Origin of the sequence: Pseudomonas sp. NPDC090755 (genome assembly GCF_044769005.1) — a bacterium.
GTDB lineage: Bacteria > Pseudomonadota > Gammaproteobacteria > Pseudomonadales > Pseudomonadaceae > Aquipseudomonas.
Genome location: NZ_JBIVXC010000002.1, coordinates 22105 through 42081, shown reverse-complemented (window position 1 = coordinate 42081; position 19977 = coordinate 22105). Strand labels below are relative to the sequence as shown.

18 protein-coding genes and 1 tRNA gene are annotated in these 19977 nt (G+C 63.2%); 10 read left to right on the top strand and 9 right to left on the bottom strand.

Features of this window, described 5'->3' with window-relative positions; all coding sequences use genetic code 11:
- Window positions 1-10 precede the first annotated feature (10 nt).
- Together queC and ACIQUS_RS03985 are read left to right on the top strand one after the other, a co-directional pair.
- Window positions 11-685 (top strand): 7-cyano-7-deazaguanine synthase QueC, encoded by a 675-nt coding sequence (gene queC / locus ACIQUS_RS03990; RefSeq protein ID WP_403043193.1) that lies wholly within the window; start codon window positions 11-13, stop codon window positions 683-685.
- A gap of 61 nt (window positions 686-746) precedes the next feature.
- Window positions 747-822 (top strand) — tRNA-Lys (locus tag ACIQUS_RS03985).
- Between the two features lie 169 nt (window positions 823-991).
- Here the strand turns inward: ACIQUS_RS03985 and ACIQUS_RS03980 are convergent.
- Window positions 992-3205: a TonB-dependent receptor gene (locus ACIQUS_RS03980; RefSeq protein WP_403043190.1), complete on the bottom strand. Its 2214-nt coding sequence runs from the start codon at window positions 3203-3205 to the stop codon at window positions 992-994.
- Between the two features lie 227 nt (window positions 3206-3432).
- Here ACIQUS_RS03980 and ACIQUS_RS03975 point away from each other — a divergent pair, with 227 nt between their 5' ends.
- Window positions 3433-4113 (top strand): peptidoglycan DD-metalloendopeptidase family protein, encoded by a 681-nt coding sequence (locus ACIQUS_RS03975; protein WP_403043188.1) that lies wholly within the window; start codon window positions 3433-3435, stop codon window positions 4111-4113.
- 1 nt (window position 4114) lies between these two features.
- Here the strand turns inward: ACIQUS_RS03975 and ACIQUS_RS03970 are convergent, their stop codons facing one another.
- From ACIQUS_RS03970 to ACIQUS_RS03950, 5 genes are all read right to left on the bottom strand, one after another.
- On the bottom strand, window positions 4115-5515 hold the full coding sequence (locus ACIQUS_RS03970; protein WP_403043185.1) for a DUF1254 domain-containing protein: 1401 nt from the start codon (window positions 5513-5515) through the stop codon (window positions 4115-4117).
- A gap of 18 nt (window positions 5516-5533) precedes the next feature.
- Window positions 5534-5929 (bottom strand): hypothetical protein, encoded by a 396-nt coding sequence (locus ACIQUS_RS03965; RefSeq protein WP_403043183.1) that lies wholly within the window; start codon window positions 5927-5929, stop codon window positions 5534-5536.
- A 107-nt stretch (window positions 5930-6036) separates the two neighbouring features.
- The gene (locus ACIQUS_RS03960; protein WP_403043181.1) at window positions 6037-7332 is read right to left on the bottom strand and encodes an NAD(P)/FAD-dependent oxidoreductase; all 1296 of its coding nucleotides are present in this window, start codon (window positions 7330-7332) and stop codon (window positions 6037-6039) included.
- A gap of 14 nt (window positions 7333-7346) precedes the next feature.
- Window positions 7347-8435: a polyamine ABC transporter substrate-binding protein gene (locus tag ACIQUS_RS03955; protein WP_403043178.1), complete on the bottom strand. Its 1089-nt coding sequence runs from the start codon at window positions 8433-8435 to the stop codon at window positions 7347-7349.
- A 49-nt stretch (window positions 8436-8484) separates the two neighbouring features.
- Window positions 8485-9843 (bottom strand): glutamine synthetase family protein, encoded by a 1359-nt coding sequence (locus tag ACIQUS_RS03950; protein WP_403043176.1) that lies wholly within the window; start codon window positions 9841-9843, stop codon window positions 8485-8487.
- A gap of 173 nt (window positions 9844-10016) precedes the next feature.
- On the opposite strand from ACIQUS_RS03950, the gene ACIQUS_RS03945 reads away from it, so the two are divergent.
- From ACIQUS_RS03945 to nadA, 4 genes are all read left to right on the top strand, one after another.
- A complete protein-coding gene (locus ACIQUS_RS03945; protein ID WP_403043174.1) occupies window positions 10017-10928 on the top strand; it encodes a helix-turn-helix domain-containing protein in 912 nt (303 codons plus the stop codon).
- 91 nt (window positions 10929-11019) lie between these two features.
- Window positions 11020-11889 carry an oxaloacetate decarboxylase gene (locus tag ACIQUS_RS03940; RefSeq protein ID WP_403043171.1) on the top strand — a complete coding sequence of 290 codons (870 nt, stop codon included), beginning with the start codon at window positions 11020-11022 and terminating at the stop codon, window positions 11887-11889.
- A gap of 52 nt (window positions 11890-11941) precedes the next feature.
- Window positions 11942-13441 (top strand): YdgA family protein, encoded by a 1500-nt coding sequence (locus ACIQUS_RS03935; protein WP_403043168.1) that lies wholly within the window; start codon window positions 11942-11944, stop codon window positions 13439-13441.
- A gap of 237 nt (window positions 13442-13678) precedes the next feature.
- Complete coding sequence (nadA, locus tag ACIQUS_RS03930; RefSeq protein WP_403043165.1) at window positions 13679-14737, top strand: quinolinate synthase NadA; 1059 nt, start codon at window positions 13679-13681, stop codon at window positions 14735-14737.
- 72 nt (window positions 14738-14809) lie between these two features.
- Here the strand turns inward: nadA and ACIQUS_RS03925 are convergent, their stop codons facing one another.
- Entirely contained in the window at window positions 14810-16243 is a 1434-nt protein-coding gene (locus tag ACIQUS_RS03925) for a M48 family metalloprotease (RefSeq protein WP_403043162.1), read from the bottom strand.
- Between the two features lie 110 nt (window positions 16244-16353).
- On the opposite strand from ACIQUS_RS03925, the gene ACIQUS_RS03920 reads away from it, so the two are divergent.
- Window positions 16354-16593, top strand: coding sequence for a sulfurtransferase TusA family protein (locus ACIQUS_RS03920; protein WP_403043159.1), 240 nt, complete (start codon window positions 16354-16356; stop codon window positions 16591-16593).
- A gap of 20 nt (window positions 16594-16613) precedes the next feature.
- Window positions 16614-17684, top strand: a complete 1071-nt coding sequence (locus ACIQUS_RS03915) for an AI-2E family transporter (protein WP_403043156.1) — start codon at window positions 16614-16616, stop codon at window positions 17682-17684.
- Window positions 17685-17772: 88 nt separating this feature from the next.
- Here the strand turns inward: ACIQUS_RS03915 and ACIQUS_RS03910 are convergent, their stop codons facing one another.
- Together ACIQUS_RS03910 and ACIQUS_RS03905 are read right to left on the bottom strand one after the other, a co-directional pair.
- The gene (locus ACIQUS_RS03910; RefSeq protein WP_403043153.1) at window positions 17773-18246 is read right to left on the bottom strand and encodes a peroxiredoxin; all 474 of its coding nucleotides are present in this window, start codon (window positions 18244-18246) and stop codon (window positions 17773-17775) included.
- Window positions 18247-18256: 10 nt separating this feature from the next.
- Complete coding sequence (locus ACIQUS_RS03905) at window positions 18257-18817, bottom strand: glycine cleavage system protein R (RefSeq protein ID WP_285862563.1); 561 nt, start codon at window positions 18815-18817, stop codon at window positions 18257-18259.
- A 260-nt stretch (window positions 18818-19077) separates the two neighbouring features.
- On the opposite strand from ACIQUS_RS03905, the gene dapA reads away from it, so the two are divergent.
- The gene (gene dapA / locus ACIQUS_RS03900; RefSeq protein WP_403043149.1) at window positions 19078-19965 is read left to right on the top strand and encodes a 4-hydroxy-tetrahydrodipicolinate synthase; all 888 of its coding nucleotides are present in this window, start codon (window positions 19078-19080) and stop codon (window positions 19963-19965) included.
- Window positions 19966-19977 lie beyond the last annotated feature (12 nt).

Here is a 19977-nt window from a genome sequence, read left to right as displayed (position 1 = left end):
AGTGAATGCAATGACTGAGAAACGTGCGGTAATCCTGCTTTCCGGTGGCCTGGACTCGGCCACGGTGGTGGCCATGGCCAAGGCCGAGGGCTACAGCTGCTACACCATGAGTTTTGACTACGGCCAGCGCCATCGTGCCGAGCTCAATGCCGCCGCGCGGGTCGCCCGTGATCTGGGTGTGGTCGAGCACAAGGTCATTGGCCTGAACCTGGACGGTATCGGTGGTTCGGCGTTGACCGACAGCAGTATCGATGTGCCCGAAGCGCCGACTGAAGGCATCCCGGTCACTTACGTGCCAGCGCGTAACACCGTGTTCCTGTCCCTGGCCCTGGGTTGGGCCGAAGTGCTGCAGGCACGGGACATTTTCATCGGTGTGAACGCCGTGGACTATTCCGGCTACCCCGACTGCCGTCCGGAGTTCGTCGAGGCCTTCGAACGCATGGCTAACCTTGCCACCAAGGCCGGTGTCGAAGGCCAGGGCTTCCGTATCCAGGCGCCGTTGCAGAACCTGAGCAAGGCCCAGATCGTCCAGGCGGGCATGGCCCGTGGCGTGGACTACAGCCTGACCGTTTCCTGCTATCAGGCCGACGATGATGGCCGTGCCTGCGGTAAGTGCGACAGCTGCCGCCTGCGTGCCGACGGTTTCAAAGCGGCCGGTGTCGAGGACCCGACCCGATATTTTTAAGTTTTTTTGCGATGGGGTGTTGATTTCCTCTTAGAAATCAGTATTATACGCCTCATCCAACGGGTCGTTAGCTCAGTTGGTAGAGCAGTTGGCTTTTAACCAATTGGTCGTAGGTTCGAATCCTACACGACCCACCACATGCAGTAAGAAAAAGCCCGCGTCCTGAGAAGGACGCGGGCTTTTTCGTTTCCATCGCAAAAAACCGTAGGAGCGGGCTTGCCCCGCGATTGCGGTGTGTCAGGCATCTCGCAATCGCGGGGCAAGCCCGCTCCTACAGAGGTCTGTAGGAGCGGCGTTGGTGTTGACTTAGAACGCGTAGGTGGCCGACAGGATCGCCGAACGTGCGTCGCCATACTCGATGGCCGACGAGCGAGCATTGGTACCGTTCTGCTGACGCACACGCTCGACGTAGTCCTTGTCGAACAGGTTGTTGACGTTCAGCTGCAGGTCGAGGTGCTCGTTGACCTGGTAGGCGACCATGGCGTTGTGCACCCAGTAGTCATCCAGTTTGGCGGTGGTGCTGGAGGTCACGTTGCGCTCGCTGACGTAGCGTGCGCCGTAACCGAGGCTCCAGCCAGCAGGCAGCTCGTAGGTGGTCCAGAGGTTGAACGAGCGCGGCGGGGTGTTGCCCAGCGCCTGGCCTTCACGGGCGATACCGGCGGCAGTGTCGGCGGCATCGAGTGTTTCGCTGTCGAGGAAGGTGTAGTTGGCGAACACGTCCCACTGATCGGTGATGTGACCGGTCACACCCACTTCCACACCTTGCACGCGCTGCTTGCCGGCCAGCTGGGTGGAGCCGTCGGCCATGGTTTCGCGGGCGTTGGTCTTCTCTACGCGGAACAGTGCCGCATCCAGCTCCAGACGCTTGTCCAGCAACTCCCACTTGGTGCCCAGTTCCCAGGTCTCGTTTTTCTCCGGGGACAGGTCTTCGGTGGCTGCGGTCAGGCCACCACCGCTGGACGCCAGGCTTTCAGCCGACGGGTTGAACGAGTTGCCCCAGGCCAGGTAGATACGACCGTTGTCGGTCGGTTTGTAGACCAGGCCGGCGCGACCGCTGAGTTTCTCGTCGGTGGACTCGAAGTCGGACGTCTTCACGTGCGCGGCGGAGTAGCCCTTGGCTTCGCCTTTGAACTTGTCGTAGCGCAGCCCCAGGTTCAGGTCCCACTGCTCGTGCAGGGCGATGGTGTCGAACACATACAGCGCCTGGTCGGTCAGTTCGGTGTCGGTGTAGCTGGTGGTGGACTTGTTCTTCGGGCCCGACCAGTGGCCTGGCGGGTTGCTCAGGTCGTAGCCATTGCTCGGGTACAGGGCGTTGCTCAGGCCGTAACCGTAGGTCTTCAGGTCCATGGTCTCGCGCGAGACTTCCATGCCGGTGACCAGGTCGTGGCGCATGCCCAGCACATTGAAGTTGCTGATCAGGTTGGTCTGGTTGATCCACATCTCGGTGGTGGCGTCGCGACCATAGCCTTGCGGCCCGGCCGGGCGGTAACGACCCGCAGGCACGCCCTCGGTGTTGACGTGGGAGGCTGAGACCACGGTGTCGCGGGCAATGTGGCTGAAGCGGGTGAGGTTCTGCAGGCGCAGGTTGTCGTTGAAGTCGTGTTCGAAGTTGGCCGTGAACGCGCTTTGTTCGATTTCCTCCTTGTCGAGGTTCTTCCAGCCGAAATAGTCCTCGCGGCTGACGCCACCGAGTTTCTTGCCGTCCAGGGCCGGTACGCCGTAGTCGGGCAGGTTGTCGTCGACCTGGTGGAAGGCGCTCAGGGTCAGGCGCGTGGATTCGTTCAGGCCCAGGCGCAGGGACGGCGCGACACCCCAGCGCTCGCGATCGATTTCGTCGCGACCGGCCACATCGTTCTGATGGCCCATGAGGTTGATCCGGAACGCGCTGTCGTCACCCACACCTTCCAGTGGCTGGTTGCTGTCCAGGGTCATGCGGTAGTAGTTGTCGGTGCCCACGCTGCCGCCCAGGCGGGTGAAGGCGCGATCCTGTGGTTGCTTGCTGATGATGTTGATGCTGCCGCCCGTGGTGCCGGCACCGCCGAACACCGAGTTGGGGCCCTTGATGACTTCGACCTGTTCGATGTTGAAGGTGTCGGTACGGCTGGTCTGGGCGCTGTCGCGCAGGCCGTCGATCTGGATGTTGCTGTTGGCCGAGAAGCCGCGAATGTTGATGCTGTCACCGGAGCCGCCACCACCTTCACCGGCGTTGAAGGTAATCCCGGAGACGTTGGACAGTACCTGGCGCAGGCTCAGCGCCTGTTGTTCCTGGATGATCTGGGCCGGCACCACGGTAATGGTCTGGGGGGTATCGAGCAGCGGCGTGGCGATTTTGCTGGAGGCCGAGCGTTCGGTCTTGTAGGTGCTTTCGGGCTTGGCGTCGACGTTGATGTTGTCCAGTTGCAAGGGCTTCTGGCCGCTTTGCTCGGCGAGCGCCAGGCTGGTGGAGGAAGCAACGGCAAGGCCAAGGGCAGACAGCATCAACGGGCGGGCGGAGCGAGTGGGCACGAGCGGGCTTGTCATGTGAGGAACGACCTGATGAGAGCAAATTTCAGTTGTTATTGAGAAGCTCTATCAATAATACGCCCTACCATCAGCAACTGAGAATTGTTTGCACAAACAGCAAATGTCAGCAAATGTTACGGCTCATGCGGAAGCAGGCAGGTTGCAGCGTTCACATGCAATGCGCGGCCACGGAGTGATTTATAGTAGCCACCTCGTCAATGGCGTCCCCGGGCAAAGGAAGTGGTGTGTTTTTCAGGTTTATTGTGATCGCCGTGTTGCTGGCGATATCCGCGTGCAGTTCCCATCCAACCAGCCCAGGCACTTCAGCCCACAAGGTCGTCAGCGGCACCTATAAGGTCAAGCGGGGCGATACCCTGTATTCGATCGCCTCGCGCCACGGGTGGGAGTTCAAGGAACTGGCGCGCTACAACCGCATCAGCCCGCCCTATGCGGTGAATGTGGGGCAGACCATCCGCTTCGGCGGGGGCACGGCACCGGCCAGGACCGCTGCCAGGACCACCAGCAAGCCTGTGTCGTCCACCCAGGTGACCTTGCGCGGCTGGGACTGGCCGTTGAAAGGGGGGGCGGTAATCGGTCGTTATTCGGCAGCCGACAAACTCAGCAAGGGCATTCGCATTGCCGCCACCCAGGGGCAGCCGGTCTATGCCAGCCTGGGCGGCAAGGTGGCGTTCGCGACGAATATCCGTGGCTATGGCAACCTGATCATTCTTCAGCACGGCACCTCGCACGCCAGTGTCTATGGCCACAACAGCAAGTTGCTGGTCAAGGAAGGGCAGACGGTGAGCAAGGGCCAGAAGATTGCCGAGGCGGGCGACCTGGAGGCTGACCGCCCGCAGTTGTACTTCGAGATCCGCCAGAACGGCAAGCCGGTCGATCCGTTGAGCGTGCTGCCGGCGGCGGGGTGAGTCACTTGGCCGTGGGCGTCAGCGGTGGCTGTTTCCATTGTCCGCTGGCGACCTGGGGGCCGGGCATGTACAGGCGCAGTACGCCGTAGAAGCGACCTTCAGGCGCCGGCAGCCAGTTGCTTTGCAGGTCATTGCCAGGAGCGTTGTGTTGCAGGTGGAGGGTCAGGCCCCCGTCGGGATCTTTCTTCAGTTGATCGAGCATGCGCGAGTTGACCTGATAGCGATCCAGGGGGTTGTCCACCAGTTGCTGGCTGGCGCCGTCGTACAGCGTCAGTGACCAGAAGGCCCTGGCCGGGGGCAGCTGGCCCTTGGCGAAGTGCAGGGTGTAGTTGTGCTTGCCGGCATCGAGCGGCTGGCCACTGGCGTCAGTGACGTAATCCATCTGGCTGGCCTCTTCGACCGAGTTGCCGAACAGGCCCAGCCTGGCTCCGGCATAGCGATACAGGTAATTGCCGTTCAAGTGTTCCGGGCTGCCATACAGGTCGGCGCTGCTGACCTGGTGGGTGACGATGTCGATATTCCTGAGCTCGGCAAACGCGGCCTCGCCGTCTTCTATGCCGGCCTGCAAGGCCCGCCGCTGGGCGTTATCCAGGCTGATTTCCTCGAAGGGTTTGTCGGTGTCGATGCCGATCTTTCTGAAGCGTTGCAGCAGCTCGCTTTCACTGTCCAGCGGCGGGGCGAACGCCATCATGAAATTCAGGTAGCGAAACAACGCCGGGCTATCGCTGACGTTGCCCTCGGGCCGGATCCAGGCCACGGCAGGCAGGACGGGGGGCGGCGACTGTTCGAGAAAGCTGCTCAGTGGTTCGACCTCGTAGCCCCGTTGAATCGCCCTGACGTTCTCCAGGTCGTCTGCATTGAACAGCTGGGTGCTGTAGCGGGCATGGACGATCTGGCTCTGGCTGTGGATCACCTTGTCGATACCGTCCGGAACCGGGCCTTGCCAGTCGGGCCCGGCGATCATGTAGCGGCCGCCCTGGTTACCGGTGCTGCGGGTGCCCAGGTAGGCGAAGTTCTGGCTGTAGAGGTCGATCAGTTGTACCGCGTTGTAGCGGTCGGGGGTAATGGCCGGCAGGGTCAGCACCAACGGTTCGCTGCGCAGGTCCATCCACAGGTATGAGTCGGCCGTATCGGGGTTGGGGGTGATGACGCCGGTGTCTTTCGGGGCGAAGACCCTGGCACTGCTGGCGATCTGGTTGAACGGCGCCTTGAAGCCCGGGCTGCCGCGGTCCACGGCCTGGGTGAAGAGCACCTTGTAGGTCTCCACCACCGGATAGCCATAGAGATAGGCCTCCGTGGCGATCTGCCTGGCCTCGTCGAGGCTGGCATTGAATTCGGCCCGGGCGCTGCCGGCGCACAGCACCAGCAGCAAGGCAGGCAGCACAGTGACCGGATGGCTCATGACCCGCTCGCGTTTGCACTACTGGTACTTGATGACAATGCCCTTGAGCTTGCGCCCGTCGATGGCGTGCACATCGCGGCTCCACAACGGCCCGCTGACATAGGCGGAAACCGGTGCGATGCCGTCGTAGACCACCACCACCGCATCACCGCCGATGGTGGCGGCCTCGGTGCGCAGCTTCTGTTCGACGTCGGCGATCGGCGGTGCCGGGTCGATGCTGGCATCGACGACGATTTCGCCCAGGCGGGTGTGGGGGCGCAGGGGCTCGCGACGCAAGACTTCGACGTTGGCGGCACTGGTGGGCGCGGCGTGGGGCACGCCGACATACTCGGTGGTGCGTGCGTCGATGCTGGTGCACCCGGCCAGCGCCAGCAACAGCGCCGCCGATAGCATGAGCTTGTACGTTGTCGCCATCGTTCGATCTCCCTGAAGCCCGTTGCACAGCGCAACCCGGACATAACTGACAGTAGCTGCAATTGCGGTACTGGCAAGCGGGCCCAGGGGCGCGCAGGGCGCCAGGATCAGCCCAGCGCCTCGCGCAGCCGGTACCACAACATCCCCAGTGCCAGCAGGGGCGAGCGCAAGGCCTTGCCGCCGGGAAAAGTCATGTGCGGTACGGCGCTGAACACGTCCATGCCCTGGCTGTGCCCGGCATCGATCGCCTCGGCCAGCAGGCGGGCGGTCCAGTGGGTGACGTTCAGACCGTGGCCCGAATAGCCCTGGGCGTAGAACACGTTGGGGTGCTGGGACAGGCGCCCGACCTGGGGGAAGCGATTGGCAGTGATGCCGATCTTGCCGCCCCACTGGAATTCGATGTGGGTGTCGGCCAATTGCGGGAACACCTTGAGCATCTTCGGGCGCATGTAGGCGGCGATGTCCAGCGGGTCACGTCCGGAGTAATGACAGGCGCCGCCGAACAGCAGGCGCCGGTCGGCGCTGAGCCGGTAGTAGTCCAGGCCGACCTTCTGGTCGCACAGGGCAAGGTTCTGCGGGATCAACGCCTTGGCCTGGGCCGGCGACAGCGGTTCGGTGGCGATGATGTAGCTACCGGCCGGCAGCACCTTGCCGCTCAGGCGCGGCTCCAGCTCATCCAGGTGGGCATTGCAGGCCAGTACCAGGCTGCCGGCCCGGACGCTGCCATGGGTGCTGCGCACTTGCACGGTGGTGCCGTGAATGATTTCCACCACCGGGCTGTGCTCGAACAGGCGCACACCCAGGGAGGCGGCCACGCGGGCTTCGCCCAGTACCAGGTTGAGCGGGTGCAGGTGCCCCGAGCCACGGTCGATCAGGCCGCCGGCATAGGCCGTGGAGGCAACCACCTGGTGCATGTCGGCGGGGCCCACCAGTTGGGTTTCATGGCGGTAGCCAAGTTCGGCCAGACTGTCCTGCTCGGCGCGAAAGGCGGCGAACTGGGCCGGGGTGTTGGCCAGTTCGCAGAAGCCCCAGCGCAGGTCGCAGTCGATGCGGTGCTCGTGGACGCGCTCGGCCACCACCTCGACCGATTCGATTCCGGCCCGTTGCAGGTACTTCACTCCGTCCTGGCCGACATAGCGGGCAAAGCCCTCGACCTCATGGCCAATGCCGCGGATCAACTGCCCGCCGTTGCGACCACTGGCGCCCCAGCCAATGCGCCGCGCTTCGAGGAGGATCACCGACAGCCCGCGCTGGGCCAGTTCGATGGCGGTGTTGACGCCGGTGAAGCCGCCGCCGACCACGCAGACATCGGCCGTCAGGTCGCCGGTCAGGGGGGGATGTTCGGGCATCGGTCCGGCCGATGCCCGGTAGTAGGAACTGGCGTGTTGTGCAGCAGGATTCATGATGGCTTCCCGGTTCATTTGTTCGACTTCACTTTGCTCCAGGAGCGGGTCATCACGCGCATGATCTGCGGGGTCGGGGTGTTGGACACGTACAGCTTGTCGAGCACCGCCTGGGGTGGATAGATCTCGGGGTTGTCGACCAGCTCGGCGTCCATGTACTGCTTGGCCGCCGGGTTGGCGTTGGCATAGCCGACCGTGGCGCTGACCTTGGCAATCACCTTCGGGTCGAGCAGGTAGTTGATGAAGGCATAGGCCTGTTGCGGGTTGCTGGCATCGGACGGGATCGCCAGCAGGTCGAACCACAGGTTGCTGCCTTCCTTGGGAATGGAGTAGGCCACGTTGACACCGTTGTTGGCCTCCTTGGCCCGGTTGGCCGCCTGGAACACGTCGCCGGAATAGCCGAAAGCCACGCAGATCTCGCCGTTGGCCAGGTCCGAGACGTACTTGGAGGAGTGGAAGTAGGTGATGTAGGGACGCAGGGTCAGCAGCTTGGCCTCGGCCTTCTTGTAGTCCTCGGGGTTGCTGCTGCGCGGGTCCATGCCCATGTAGTTGAGCACTGCCGGGAACAGCTCATCGGGCGAGTCCATGAAGGAGACGCCGCACTGGCTGAGCTTCTTCAGGTTTTCCGGTTCGAACATCACCGCCCAGGAGTCGATGTGGTCGATGCCCAGCACCTGCTTGACCTTGTCGACGTTGTAGCCGATGCCGTTGGTGCCCCACAGGTAGGGCACCGAGTGCTGGTTACCGGCGTCGTTGTTCTCCAGCGCCTTGAGCAGCAGCGGGTCGAGGTTCTTCCAGTTCGGCAACTGCTCGCGGTCCAGCTTGAGGAAGGCCCCGGCATCGACCTGGCGGGCGAGGAAGTGGTTGGAAGGCACGACCACGTCGTAGCCGGTGCGACCGGCCAGCAACTTGCCTTCCAGGGTTTCGTTGGAGTCGAACACGTCATAGATGACCTTGATACCGGTGCTGCCCTGGAAATCCGCCAGGGTGGTGTCACCGATGTAGTCGGTCCAGTTGTACACGCTGACACTGGGCTGGGCCTGGGCCGCGGCGCTGACCAGCAGCGCCAGGGTTGCACTTGCAACTGTTTTCAATGAACGCATATCGACACCTCTTGAAATTGTTTTATCGATGTTTGCTGCGTGGCAGGGCTCAGACGCTGAGCAGCAGGAACTCCCGCTCCCAGGAGCTGATCACCCGCTTGAAGTTCTCGTGTTCGGCGCGCTTGACCGCCACATAGCCGCGTACGAACTTGCTGCCCAGGTGCTGCTCGATGCTTGGGCAGTCTTCCATGTGCGCCAGGGCGTCTTCGATGGTGATCGGCAGGCGCAGGTTGCGCCGTTCGTAGGCGCGGCCCTGGACCGGGGCGCTGGGGTTGATCTTCTCGACCATGCCCAGATAGCCGCACAACAGGCTGGCGGCGATGGCCAGGTAGGGGTTGGCGTCGGCGCCCGGCAGGCGGTTTTCCACGCGCATGGCCTCGGGGCTGGAGGTCGGCACGCGCAGGCCCACGGTGCGGTTCTCTTCGCCCCACTCGACGTTCACCGGTGCCGAGGTATCAGGCAGGAACCGGCGGAACGAGTTGACGTTGGGGGCGAACATCGGCAGCACCTTGGGGATGTACTTTTGCAGGCCACCGATGTGCTGCAGGAACAGCTCGCTCATCTGCCCGTTGTCGTCGACGAAGATCGGCTTGCCGGTGGCGATGTCGACCACGCTCTGGTGCAGGTGCATGGCGCTGCCCGGTTCGTCGGCCACTGGCTTGGCCATGAAGGTGGCGGTGACGTTGTGCTTGAGCGCGGCCTCGCGCAGGGTGCGCTTGAACACGGTGATCTGGTCGGCCAGGTCCAGGGCGTCGCCGTGGCGGAAGTTGATTTCCATCTGCGCCGGGCCGTCCTCATGGATCAGGGTGTCGAGGTCCAGGCCCTGGGCTTCGCACCAGTCGTAGACGTCTTCGAACAGCGGATCGAATTCGTTGGCGGCATCGATGGAGAACGACTGCCGTCCGCTTTCGGCGCGACCGGAGCGGCCCAGCGGCGCCTGCAGGGGCAGGTCGGGGTCTTCACAGCGCTGGGTCAGGTAGAACTCCATTTCCGGAGCGACGATCGGCTGCCAGCCCTTTTCGGCATACAGCTTGAGGACCTTTTTCAGGACGTTGCGTGGCGACAGCTCGATGGGATTGCCCTGCTTGTCGAAGGTGTCGTGGATGACGATGGCGGTCGGCTCCAGGGCCCAGGGCACCATGTACACCGCGGACGAGTCCGGGCGGCAGACCATGTCGATGTCGGCAGGGTCGAGCAGGTCGTAGTAGATGTCGTCGTCGACAAAATCCCCGGTTACCGTTTGCAACAACACACTTTCCGGCAGGCGCATGCCTCGCTCATGCAGGAACTTGTTGGTGGGTGCGATCTTGCCACGGGCGATTCCGGTCAGGTCACTGACCACGCACTCGACTTCGGTAATCTTGTGTTCTTTCAGCCACGCAGAAAGCTGATCGAAAGGGGCATTCATAAAGACCTCGTTGTTGGTTTTATTCCGCGCCAGGACCGGCCTCCCAGGCCGGTGTGCCGCCTGGACGACTTCCCCTGCAGCGCGTTGAGGGCTATCTTGGGCGACACTTGCGTGTCCATCTATCCACTTTCGGCAGGATAAAACGCACCAAAAGAGTGCGTAATGAGCAGCTCATGACAGCGCCCACTCCGTTCCAGGTCCAGGCTTTCAGCACTGCCGATGTCGGCGAACAGGTGCGTGCCACGCCCAGCTGGACCCAGCATTACCAACAGATGTCACCCGGGCATTTCGCCGGTCAAGTCCGTTGCCTGGACCTGCAGGGTGTCGAGGTCTACGAAGAGTTCATGAACACCCGGGTCGAGCAGAATTTCAGCGCGCCGCCCGGTGCCCTGGCGTTCTGTTTCGACCGCACCGACAACAGCCTGTACCTGCTCAATGGCGAGAGCCGCAATATCTGGATCACTCCGGAGAACTACCAGGAAGTGGCCGTGGTGTTCGGTCCGGAATTCGTCCGCCGCCACCGCCTGGACATCGCCCGCCTCGAAGGCTTGTTCATGGCGCCGCTCAACTCGATGCAGAACGCGCTGTTCGGTCGCTGGCTGAGCGGCACCCTGACGCGTCTGGAGCAGGCGATCGATACGCCGGGTCGCGATGCCCTGGCCGAACAACTGCTCGAAGACTGCCTGTTCATCCTCGATAACGCCTGCGTGCGCCTGGACCGCGGCGCCTTGGGCAAGCGGGCCGAAGAGCGCACGATCATGCGCAGGGTCGGCGAGTGGGCCGCCGACTGCCCTGAAGACACCCTCAACCTGCTTGAACTGGCAGCGGTGGCCGGGGTTTCCTTGCGCCAGTTGCAGCAGGCGTTCAAAGCCTTCACCGGCATGACCCCGGCGCACTGGCTGCGCCTGCGCAGGCTCAACAGCGCACGTCGCGAGCTGCTTGGTTGCCGGACGGGGGGCAGTACCGTGGCCGAAGTGGCCATGCACTGGTCGTTCTGGCACCTGGGCAGGTTCTCCAGCAGCTATCAGCAACTGTTCAAGGAGTTGCCCAGCGAGACCCTCAAACGTGCGCAACGGCGCAGCTGAACGGGCAAAAGCCGCCGATCTGACCCTGTCGGCACAGGGCCTGCAGTGGTATGTTCTGTCCAATAAATGAAGTCGATATGTTGGAAAGACCATGCCAAGAGCCTCCCACCAAGACCTGCGTCGCGCGTTTCGTAAACTCCTTGCTTCTCCTGCCTGTTACCACACGGCTTCCGTGTTCGACCCGATGTCGGCGCGAATCGCCGCCGACCTGGGTTTCGAGGTGGGTATCCTGGGCGGTTCGGTCGCTTCCTTGCAGGTGCTGGCCGCACCTGATTTTGCCCTGATCACCTTGAGCGAGTTCGCCGAGCAGGCCACGCGCATCGGCCGGGTGGCCCAGTTGCCGGTGATCGCCGACGCCGACCACGGCTATGGCAACGCCCTGAACGTGATGCGTACGGTGACCGAGCTCGAGCGCGCCGGGATCGCCGCGCTGACCATCGAGGACACCCTGCTGCCGGCGCAGTTCGGACGCAAGTCCACGGACCTGGTGAGCATCGCCGAAGGCGTCGGCAAGATCCGCGCGGCGCTGGAGGCGCGGGTCGATCCGGAGCTGGCGATCATCGCCCGCACCAACGCCGCGCTGATTCCGGTGGAGGAAGTGATTGCCCGTACCGTGGCCTACCAGAATGCCGGTGCCGATGCCCTGTGCATGGTCGGCATCCGCGACTTCGACCACCTTGAGCAGATCGCCGCGCACCTGAGCGTGCCGCTGATGCTGGTGACCTACGGCAACCCGCAGCTGCACGACGATGCGCGCCTGGCGCAACTGGGCGTACGCATTGCCGTGGACGGCCATGGCGCCTACTTCGCGGCGATCAAGGCCACCTACGACTGCCTGCGCGAGCAGCGCCGGATCACCAGCAGCGCCTCGGACCTCAGCGCCACCGAACTGACCCATACCTACACCGTGCCGGGCGACTACATTGTCTGGGCCCGTGAGTTCATGGACGTCAACGAATAGGCTGCGGGCCGTACTGCAACAACTCCCTAAAAATGGACAAGCGGATCATTTCATGAAGAAAACAGTGGGTGTACTTTCAGGGCTGGTGGTTGCCGTGGCTGCTGTCTGCACGGCGGGAGCCTGGTACACCGGCAAGCAATTGCCGGAGGTGCTCAAGCAGGCCCTGGTACAAGCCAACGCCCAGCTCCAGCAGTCGGCCGGGGTGGGCGCCAGCGTGACCCTGGAGCTGACGTCGCTTGAGTCGCACCTGTATTCGAGCACCGCGCATTACCGGGTCAAGGTCAAGGACGTGATGGTCGGCGACGAGCCGCAGAGCTTCGAGCTGGGCTTTGTCGATCGCATCGAGCACGGTCCCTTGCCCTGGAGCCGGTTGAAGGCGTTGAAGCTCATGCCGGTGATGGCGGCCAGCAACTATGCCCTGGAAAAGGACGCGCTCACCGCCGAGTGGTTCGCCATCAGCGGCGATGTTGCTCCGGTCTACGGCCAGAACAGCCTGGGTTACGACGGCTCGACGGACGGCACGCTGATCATGCCGCCGATGGAAGTGACCGAGGCGGGCGGTTCGCGTATCAAGTTCTCGGGCCTGGAAATCCAGGCCTCCGGCACCAAGGATGCCGAGCAGATCAAGTTCAGTGGTGGCTCGGCCAACCTGAGCCTGGATCTGGTCGATGCGGACAGCGCGCCGCTGAAGCTGGAATTCAAGGGCCTGAACCTGGTCGGCGACATGAGCAAGACCGATTTCGGTTTCTATGTCGGCACCATGAACATGGGCCTGGGCGAGGTCAGTGCGACCCTGGGCGAGCAGCAGAAAGTGCTGCTGATGAAGCACCTGGAACAGAACAACGAGTACCGCGCCGACGGCAGCAAGTTCTCCGGCACCATGGTCTACAAGGTGGGTGACATCAACTTCGATGGCAAGCCGGTGGGCGCCGGTGAAATGACCTGGAGCGTGAAGAACATCGACATCCCGGCCACCCAGGCGCTGGTCGCCCTGTACCAGGGCTACCTGCCCCAGTTGCAAGAAGCCTCGGCCCAGGGTGAGGGCATGCCGGCGCTGCCGATGAGCGAAGCCGAGACCGCGCAGATGCACGCCAACCTGCAACAGGTGCTGGCCGGCAAGCCCCAGATTGCCCTGGACAACTTCTCGTTCAAGACGGCCAATGGCGAAAGCCGCTTCAGCCTGAGTGTCGACCTGACCAAACCGGCTTCGCTGGAATTACCGGCCGATGAGTTGTACCGGCAGATCGTGGCCCAGGTGCAGAGTAAGGTCTCGCTGTCCAAGCCCATGATCGGTGACCTGGCGGTGCTGCAGGCTCGCCTGGAAGGGCAGAGCGATGCCCAGGTCCTGGCCCAGCAAGCGTCCCAGGCCGGTGAAATGGTCGGCATGATGGCGCAGCAGAGCCAGATGGCCACGGTCAAGGGCAACGATATCCTCGCCAGCCTGCACTACGCCGACGGCATGGTGGAGTTCAATGGCCAGAAGATGACCGTCGAACAGTTCGCCAGCCTGATCCAGGCCAACCTGGGGGCCATGCAGCCGACCGAGGGTTGATGTCGGGTCCCGGGGCGGCAGGCCTGTCGCCCCGTGCCTTGTTTCACTAAAAAAACCTTTTGAATTCATCCGATTATCTGTAGCCTTCGGCATCCCATAAAAACCCGAGGCCGCAGAAGGTCTTTGGCTCTGCCCGCAACGCCGTTCAGCGCCTTGCCCGCAGATCCTGTAACCGATTTGCCAGGGCTCGGTGATACACTCGACTTACGCGCACAAGCGCCTGCAGGTCCAGCGATCATGACCCAGATTTCCGAACGCCTTTTGGTCCAAGCCCACCTCGATGCCAAGCAGCCCAAGCCGCTGACGCCTGAGCAAGAGGCCGACTACCGTGCCGCCATCGCCGCCGAACTCAAGGCGCGTGACGCTGTGCTGGTTGCCCATTACTACTGTGACCCGGTGATCCAGGCCCTGGCCGAGGAAACCGGCGGTTGCGTGTCCGACTCGCTGGAAATGGCCCGCTTCGGCAAGAACCACCCGGCGAGCACCGTGGTGGTGGCCGGCGTGCGCTTCATGGGCGAGACGGCCAAGATCCTCACGCCGGAAAAGCGCGTGCTGATGCCGACCCTGGAAGCGACCTGCTCGCTGGACCTGGGTTGCCCGGTGGACGAGTTCTCCGCATTCTGCGACAAGCACCCGGAACGTACCGTGGTGGTCTATGCCAACACTTCGGCGGCGGTCAAGGCCCGTGCCGACTGGGTGGTGACCTCCAGCTGCGCCCTGGAAATCGTCGAGAGCCTGATGGACAACGGCGAAACCATCATCTGGGGGCCGGACCAGCACCTGGGCCGCTACATCCAGAAGCAGACGGGCGCCGACATGCTGCTGTGGGATGGTGCCTGCATCGTTCACGAAGAGTTCAAGTCGCGCCAGTTGGCCGACATGAAGGCGCTGTACCCCGATGCCGCGATCCTGGTGCACCCTGAATCGCCAGAGGCGGTGATCGAGCTGGCCGATGCCGTCGGCTCCACCAGCCAGTTGATCAAGGCGGCGCAGACGCTGCCGAACACGACCTTCATCGTCGCCACCGACCGCGGCATCTTCTACAAGATGCAGCAGCTGTGCCCGGACAAGGTCTTCATCGAGGCGCCTACCGCCGGTAACGGCGCGGCATGCCGCAGCTGCGCCCACTGCCCGTGGATGGCCATGAACACCCTGGAGCGCACCTTGCAGTGCCTGCGTGAAGGCACCAACGAGATCTTCGTGGAGCCGGCGCTGATTCCCCAGGCGATCAAGCCGCTCAAGCGCATGCTCGACTTCACCCAGGCGGCGCGGCTGAAACTGTCCGGTAACGCTTGAGGTCCCCATCGCGGGGCAAGCCCGCTCCTACAGGTGTAGGAGCGGGCTTGCCCCGCGATGCTTTCAGGTGATCTAGCGCATCATGTCCTTGACCATCCGCTGCTGCTCCAGCAGCTCGCGCTGACGCGCATCGATTTTCGACGCCAGTACAAAGTTGCTGCCCGCCCGCTGCTTGGCGTAATCGAGCTGTTGCAGGGCCTGGTCGAAATCGCCCACCAGGGCAAAGTACTCGGCCCGCGCCTGGTGCAGGCCGATGGTGTTGCCGGACAGCCCGCGCACCTCGGCCACGTCGTACCACACGTCCGGATCGTCCGGGCGGTTCTTGAGCAAGGCATCCAGGGCTTTTTCCGCTTCAGCCGGACGGTTCTGCTTGAGCAGCAGGTCGATGCGCGCCTGCTGCAGCGGGTAGTTCGCCGGGTACAACGAACGCATGCGCTCGACCCGCTGTTGGGCATCGGCCAGGCGGTTGTTGGTGATGTCCAGGTCGACCTGCGCCAGGTTGTAGGTGATGTCGTTGGGCGCTTTATCCAGCAACGGCTTGAGCGCCTCCCGTGCCTCGTTGAGACGGCCACCTTTGATCAGGGCGATCGCCAGGCCATAGCGGGCCGAGTCGAGTTTCGGGTTCTCGTCCAGCTGGGCGCGGAAACGCTTGGCAGCCATCCCCGGCGTGCCTTCGTAGATCAAGGCAACGCGGGCGCGGATCAGCTGATAGCGGGCGCTGTCCTCGGTGCCGCCCTTGGGCGCCTGCTCGGCGCGGTTACGGGTGTCGGCGATACGCGATTCGGTCACCGGGTGAGTCAGGAGGAATTCCGGCGGCTTGGCATCGTAGCGGTACTGGCGCATCAGGCGTTCGAACATGCTTGGCATGTTGCGCGGATCGTAACCGGCCTTCTCCAGGTTCAGGATGCCGATGCGGTCGGCTTCCTGTTCGTTCTGCCGGGAGAAGCGTCGTTGTTCCTGGATGGCGGCGGCCTGGGTGCCGGCGATCGCGGCGATACCGGCATCACCGGCGCCGGCGGCGGCGGCCACGATCCCGGCCAGCATCGCCGCCATCATTGGCAGCTGCATGCGTTGCTGGGCCTCGACGCCACGGGCGAAGTGACGTTGCGACAAGTGCGCCAGTTCGTGGGCCAGTACCGAGGCGTATTCGCCTTCGGTCTGGGCGTTGAGGAACAGACCGCCGTTGACCCCGATGATCCCGCCCGGGGCGGCAAACGCGTTGAGCTCGCGGCTGTCGATGAGGATGAACTCCAGGCGACGGTCCTGCAGCTGGCTGGTTTCAGCCAGGCGATAGACGCTGGTCTCGACAAAGTCCTTGAGCTGGGGATCGTTCAGTTGATTGACATTGCCCCGCAGCAGGCTCAGCCAGGCGCGGCCCAGCTGGTTTTCCTGCTGGGGAGAAACAATGGCAGAACTGGCGTCGCCGAGTGACGGCAGGTCGTCGGCATGGCTGGGGAACGCCATCAAACAGGCCAGCGTCAGCAGGGTAGGGCGCAGTAAATTCATGCACGAAGCTCTGGTCGACAAAGAACCTTACTGTAGCCGGCTCACACGTCGGCGACCAGTGGCGGTATTCTACAAGGCTTGTTCGCACCCGCCTGCCTGGAGAAACCTTGATGAGCGACACCCTGAACATTGATGCCGAACTCGATGCCAGTGGCCTGAACTGCCCGTTGCCACTGCTCAAGGCGAAGATGGAGCTCAATCGCCTGGCCAGCGGTGCCGTGCTCAAGGTGGTGGCCACCGATGCCGGATCGCAGCGCGACTTCCGCACTTTTGCCAAGTTGGCCGGTCATACCCTGCTGCGCGAAACCGCCGAGGGCGGTGTGTACACCTACTGGCTGCGCAAGGCCTGAGTTTTTTCTAAGGATCGTCAATGTTCAAGGTGCTTCGCGACTGGATGCAACGCTACTTCTCCGATGAAGAAGCGGTGGTGCTGGCGGTCTTGCTGTTTCTGGGGTTTACCGCCGTCCTGACCCTGGGTGGCATGCTGGCGCCGGTGCTGGCGGGGATGGTCCTGGCGTTCCTCATGCAGGGGCTGGTCAATGCCCTGGAACGCCTGCGGGTGCCGACCCGCTATGCCGTCGGCCTGGTCTTTACCCTGTTCATGGGTGCTTTGGGGGTATTCCTGCTGGTACTGGTGCCGCTGCTCTGGCATCAGCTGATCACCCTGTTCAACGAACTGCCTGGCATGCTGGGCAAGTGGCAGTCGCTGCTGTTGCTGTTGCCCGAGCGCTATCCGCACCTGGTCTCCGATGAGCAGGTGCTGCAGGCCATCGAGGCCATGCGCGGGGAGATCGGCAAGTTCGGCCAGTGGGCCCTGACCTTTTCGCTGTCGAGCCTGCCGCTGCTGGTGAACATCATGATCTACCTGGTGCTGGTGCCGATCCTGGTGTTCTTCTTTCTCAAGGACCGTGAAGTGATCGGCCGCTGGGTCAGTGGCTACCTGCCGCGCGAGCGGGCACTGATGACCCGGGTGGCCGAGGAAATGAACCGGCAGATCGCCAACTACATCCGCGGCAAGGGCATCGAGATCCTGATCTGTGGTGTGGCGACCTATATCGCCTTCATTGCCCTGGGGCTCAACTACGCGGCCTTGCTGGCGCTGCTGGTGGGGCTGTCGGTGGTGGTGCCTTATGTCGGCGCGGTGGTGGTGACCGTGCCGGTTACCCTGATTGCCCTGTTCCAGTGGGGCTGGGGTGACCAGTTCATCTACCTGATGGCGGTCTACGCGATCATCCAGGCCCTGGACGGCAACGTGCTGGTGCCGCTGCTGTTCTCCGAGGCGGTGAGCCTGCACCCGGTCGCGATCATCTGCGCGGTATTGCTGTTTGGCGGCTTGTGGGGCTTCTGGGGGATCTTCTTCGCCATCCCGCTGGCGACCCTGTTCAAGGCCGTGCTCGATGCCTGGCCGCGGCGGGAGCCGATGGTGGCGCCGCTGCTCTGAATGCATCGCGGGGCAAGCCCGCTCCCACAGGGATCACATTCTCTGTGGGAGCGGGCTTGCCCCGCGATAAGATCACAACGGTTTTGCCTCAGGCTTTGTTCAGCCCCTGCGCCTCGGCCAGCACCGCATCCACATGCCCTGGCACCTTCACGCCACGCCATGCCTTGCGCAGCACGCCGTTCCTGTCGATCAGGAAGGTGCTGCGGTCCACGCCCAGGTATTCCTTGCCGTAGAGCTTCTTGAGCTTGATCACGTCGAACAGCTGGCACAGGGCCTCGTCCTTGTCGCTGATCAGTTCGAAGGGAAACGCCTGCTTGGCCTTGAAGTTCTCGTGGGACTTGATGCCGTCACGGGATACCCCGAACACCTCGGTATTGGCCGCCTGGAAGGCCGCGTACTGGTCGCGGAAACCCTGGCCTTCGGTGGTGCAGCCCGGGGTGCTGTCCTTGGGATAGAAGTAGAGCACCACCTGCTTGCCGGCCAGGCTCGCCAGGCTGACGCTCTGGCCGCTGGTGGCCTGGGCCTGGAAGTCGGCGACGGGTTGGTCGAGTTCAACGGCCATGGGGAGTTCCTTACATTGGGTTCTGTGGGCGCCAGGGTTCGATCAGTGCATCCAGGTTCAAGGCGTCGGCGAAGTCCAGGAACTGGTCGCGCAGCCAGCTGATCTGGGTGCCGGCCGGCAGGGTCACGGTGAAGGTGGCGTTGAGCATGGTGCCGCCGGTCTGTGGCGCCTGGTAGGTGTCGCAGGTCAGGTTCTCCAGCTCCACATGATGGTCGATGAAGAACTGGCACAGCTCGTTGATGATGTCTGGGCGATAGGCGGCGCTGACATAGGCCACGTACGGCAGGGACAGCGGGCGCACTTCAAGCTCGGCGCTGCGCACCACATTCACGGTGAAGCCGTGCTTCTTGGCCAACCCCGGCAGGGCCGCCTCGAAACGTGCCAGGGCATCCCAGCTGCCGGCGACCTGCAACACCAGGGCACTGCATTCGCCATGACGGGTCAGGCGCGAGGTCACGACCGAGCAGCGATTGTCGTTGCCGGCCCGGCACAGGATGTTGGTCAGTTCCATGGGATTGGGGCCCAGGGCGCTGATGACAAGGAATTGTTCGCGAACGGTGGGGGTGGACATGCAGCATTCCTAAAGCGATGAGCGGTCGGTACCTGACGGGTCGAAACGGCGGGTGGGCGTGGTCCCGGGGCTCAGGATCGAGGCTTTGGGCACTGCCTGCGCAGGTTGTCGGCAGCCCGGCGGGCCGCTGTGTACCGATCAAAGAGAGAAGGGTAGCGAAAATGGCCGCCGAGGGGAATGCTCCGCCCGCCTGCTTCGCTTGTGCAAGGCCGATGGCGCCAGTACCATTACCGCTCTCTTTTTCCGGCAGGAGCAGTTTCATGATTGCGGGCAGTATGGTGGCATTGGTCACACCCATGGATGCACAAGGGCGTCTTGATTGGGACAGCCTCGACAAACTTGTAGACTTCCACCTGGAAAACGGCACCCATGCGATCGTCGCAGTCGGCACCACCGGTGAGTCCGCGACCCTGGATGTCGAAGAGCACATCCTGGTCATCAAGCACGTGGTCGAACGCGTCAAGCACAGCAAGAACCCCGTACCGGTGATCGCCGGCACCGGCGCGAACTCCACCGCCGAAGCCGTGCACCTGACCAAGAACGCCAAGAATGCCGGCGCCGACGCCTGCCTGCTGGTCGTCCCGTACTACAACAAGCCGACCCAGGAAGGCCTGTACCAGCACTTCAAGTACATTGCCGAAGCCGTCGACATCCCGCAGATCCTCTACAACGTGCCGGGCCGCACTTCCTGCGACATGCAGGCCGAGACCGTGATCCGCCTGTCGACCGTGCCGAACATCATCGGCATCAAGGAAGCCACCGGCGACCTGCAGCGCGCCAAGGCCATCATCGACGGTGTGAGCAAGGACTTCATCGTGCTGTCCGGTGACGATCCGACCGCGGTCGAGCTGATCCTGCTGGGCGGCAAGGGCAACATCTCCGTCACCGCCAACGTCGCCCCGCGCGAAATGGCCGATCTGTGCGAGGCCGCCCTTGAGGGCAATGCCGAGAAGGCCCGCGCGATCAACGAAAAACTCATGCCGCTGCACAAGGACCTGTTCTGCGAGGCCAACCCGATTCCGGTGAAGTGGGCGCTCGTTGAAATGGGGCTGATGCAAAAAGGCATCCGCCTGCCACTGACCTGGCTGAGCGAATCCTGTCATGAAAAAGTCCGTCAGGCCCTGCGCCAGTCGGGCGTGCTGGTTTAATTGAGGAAGTAC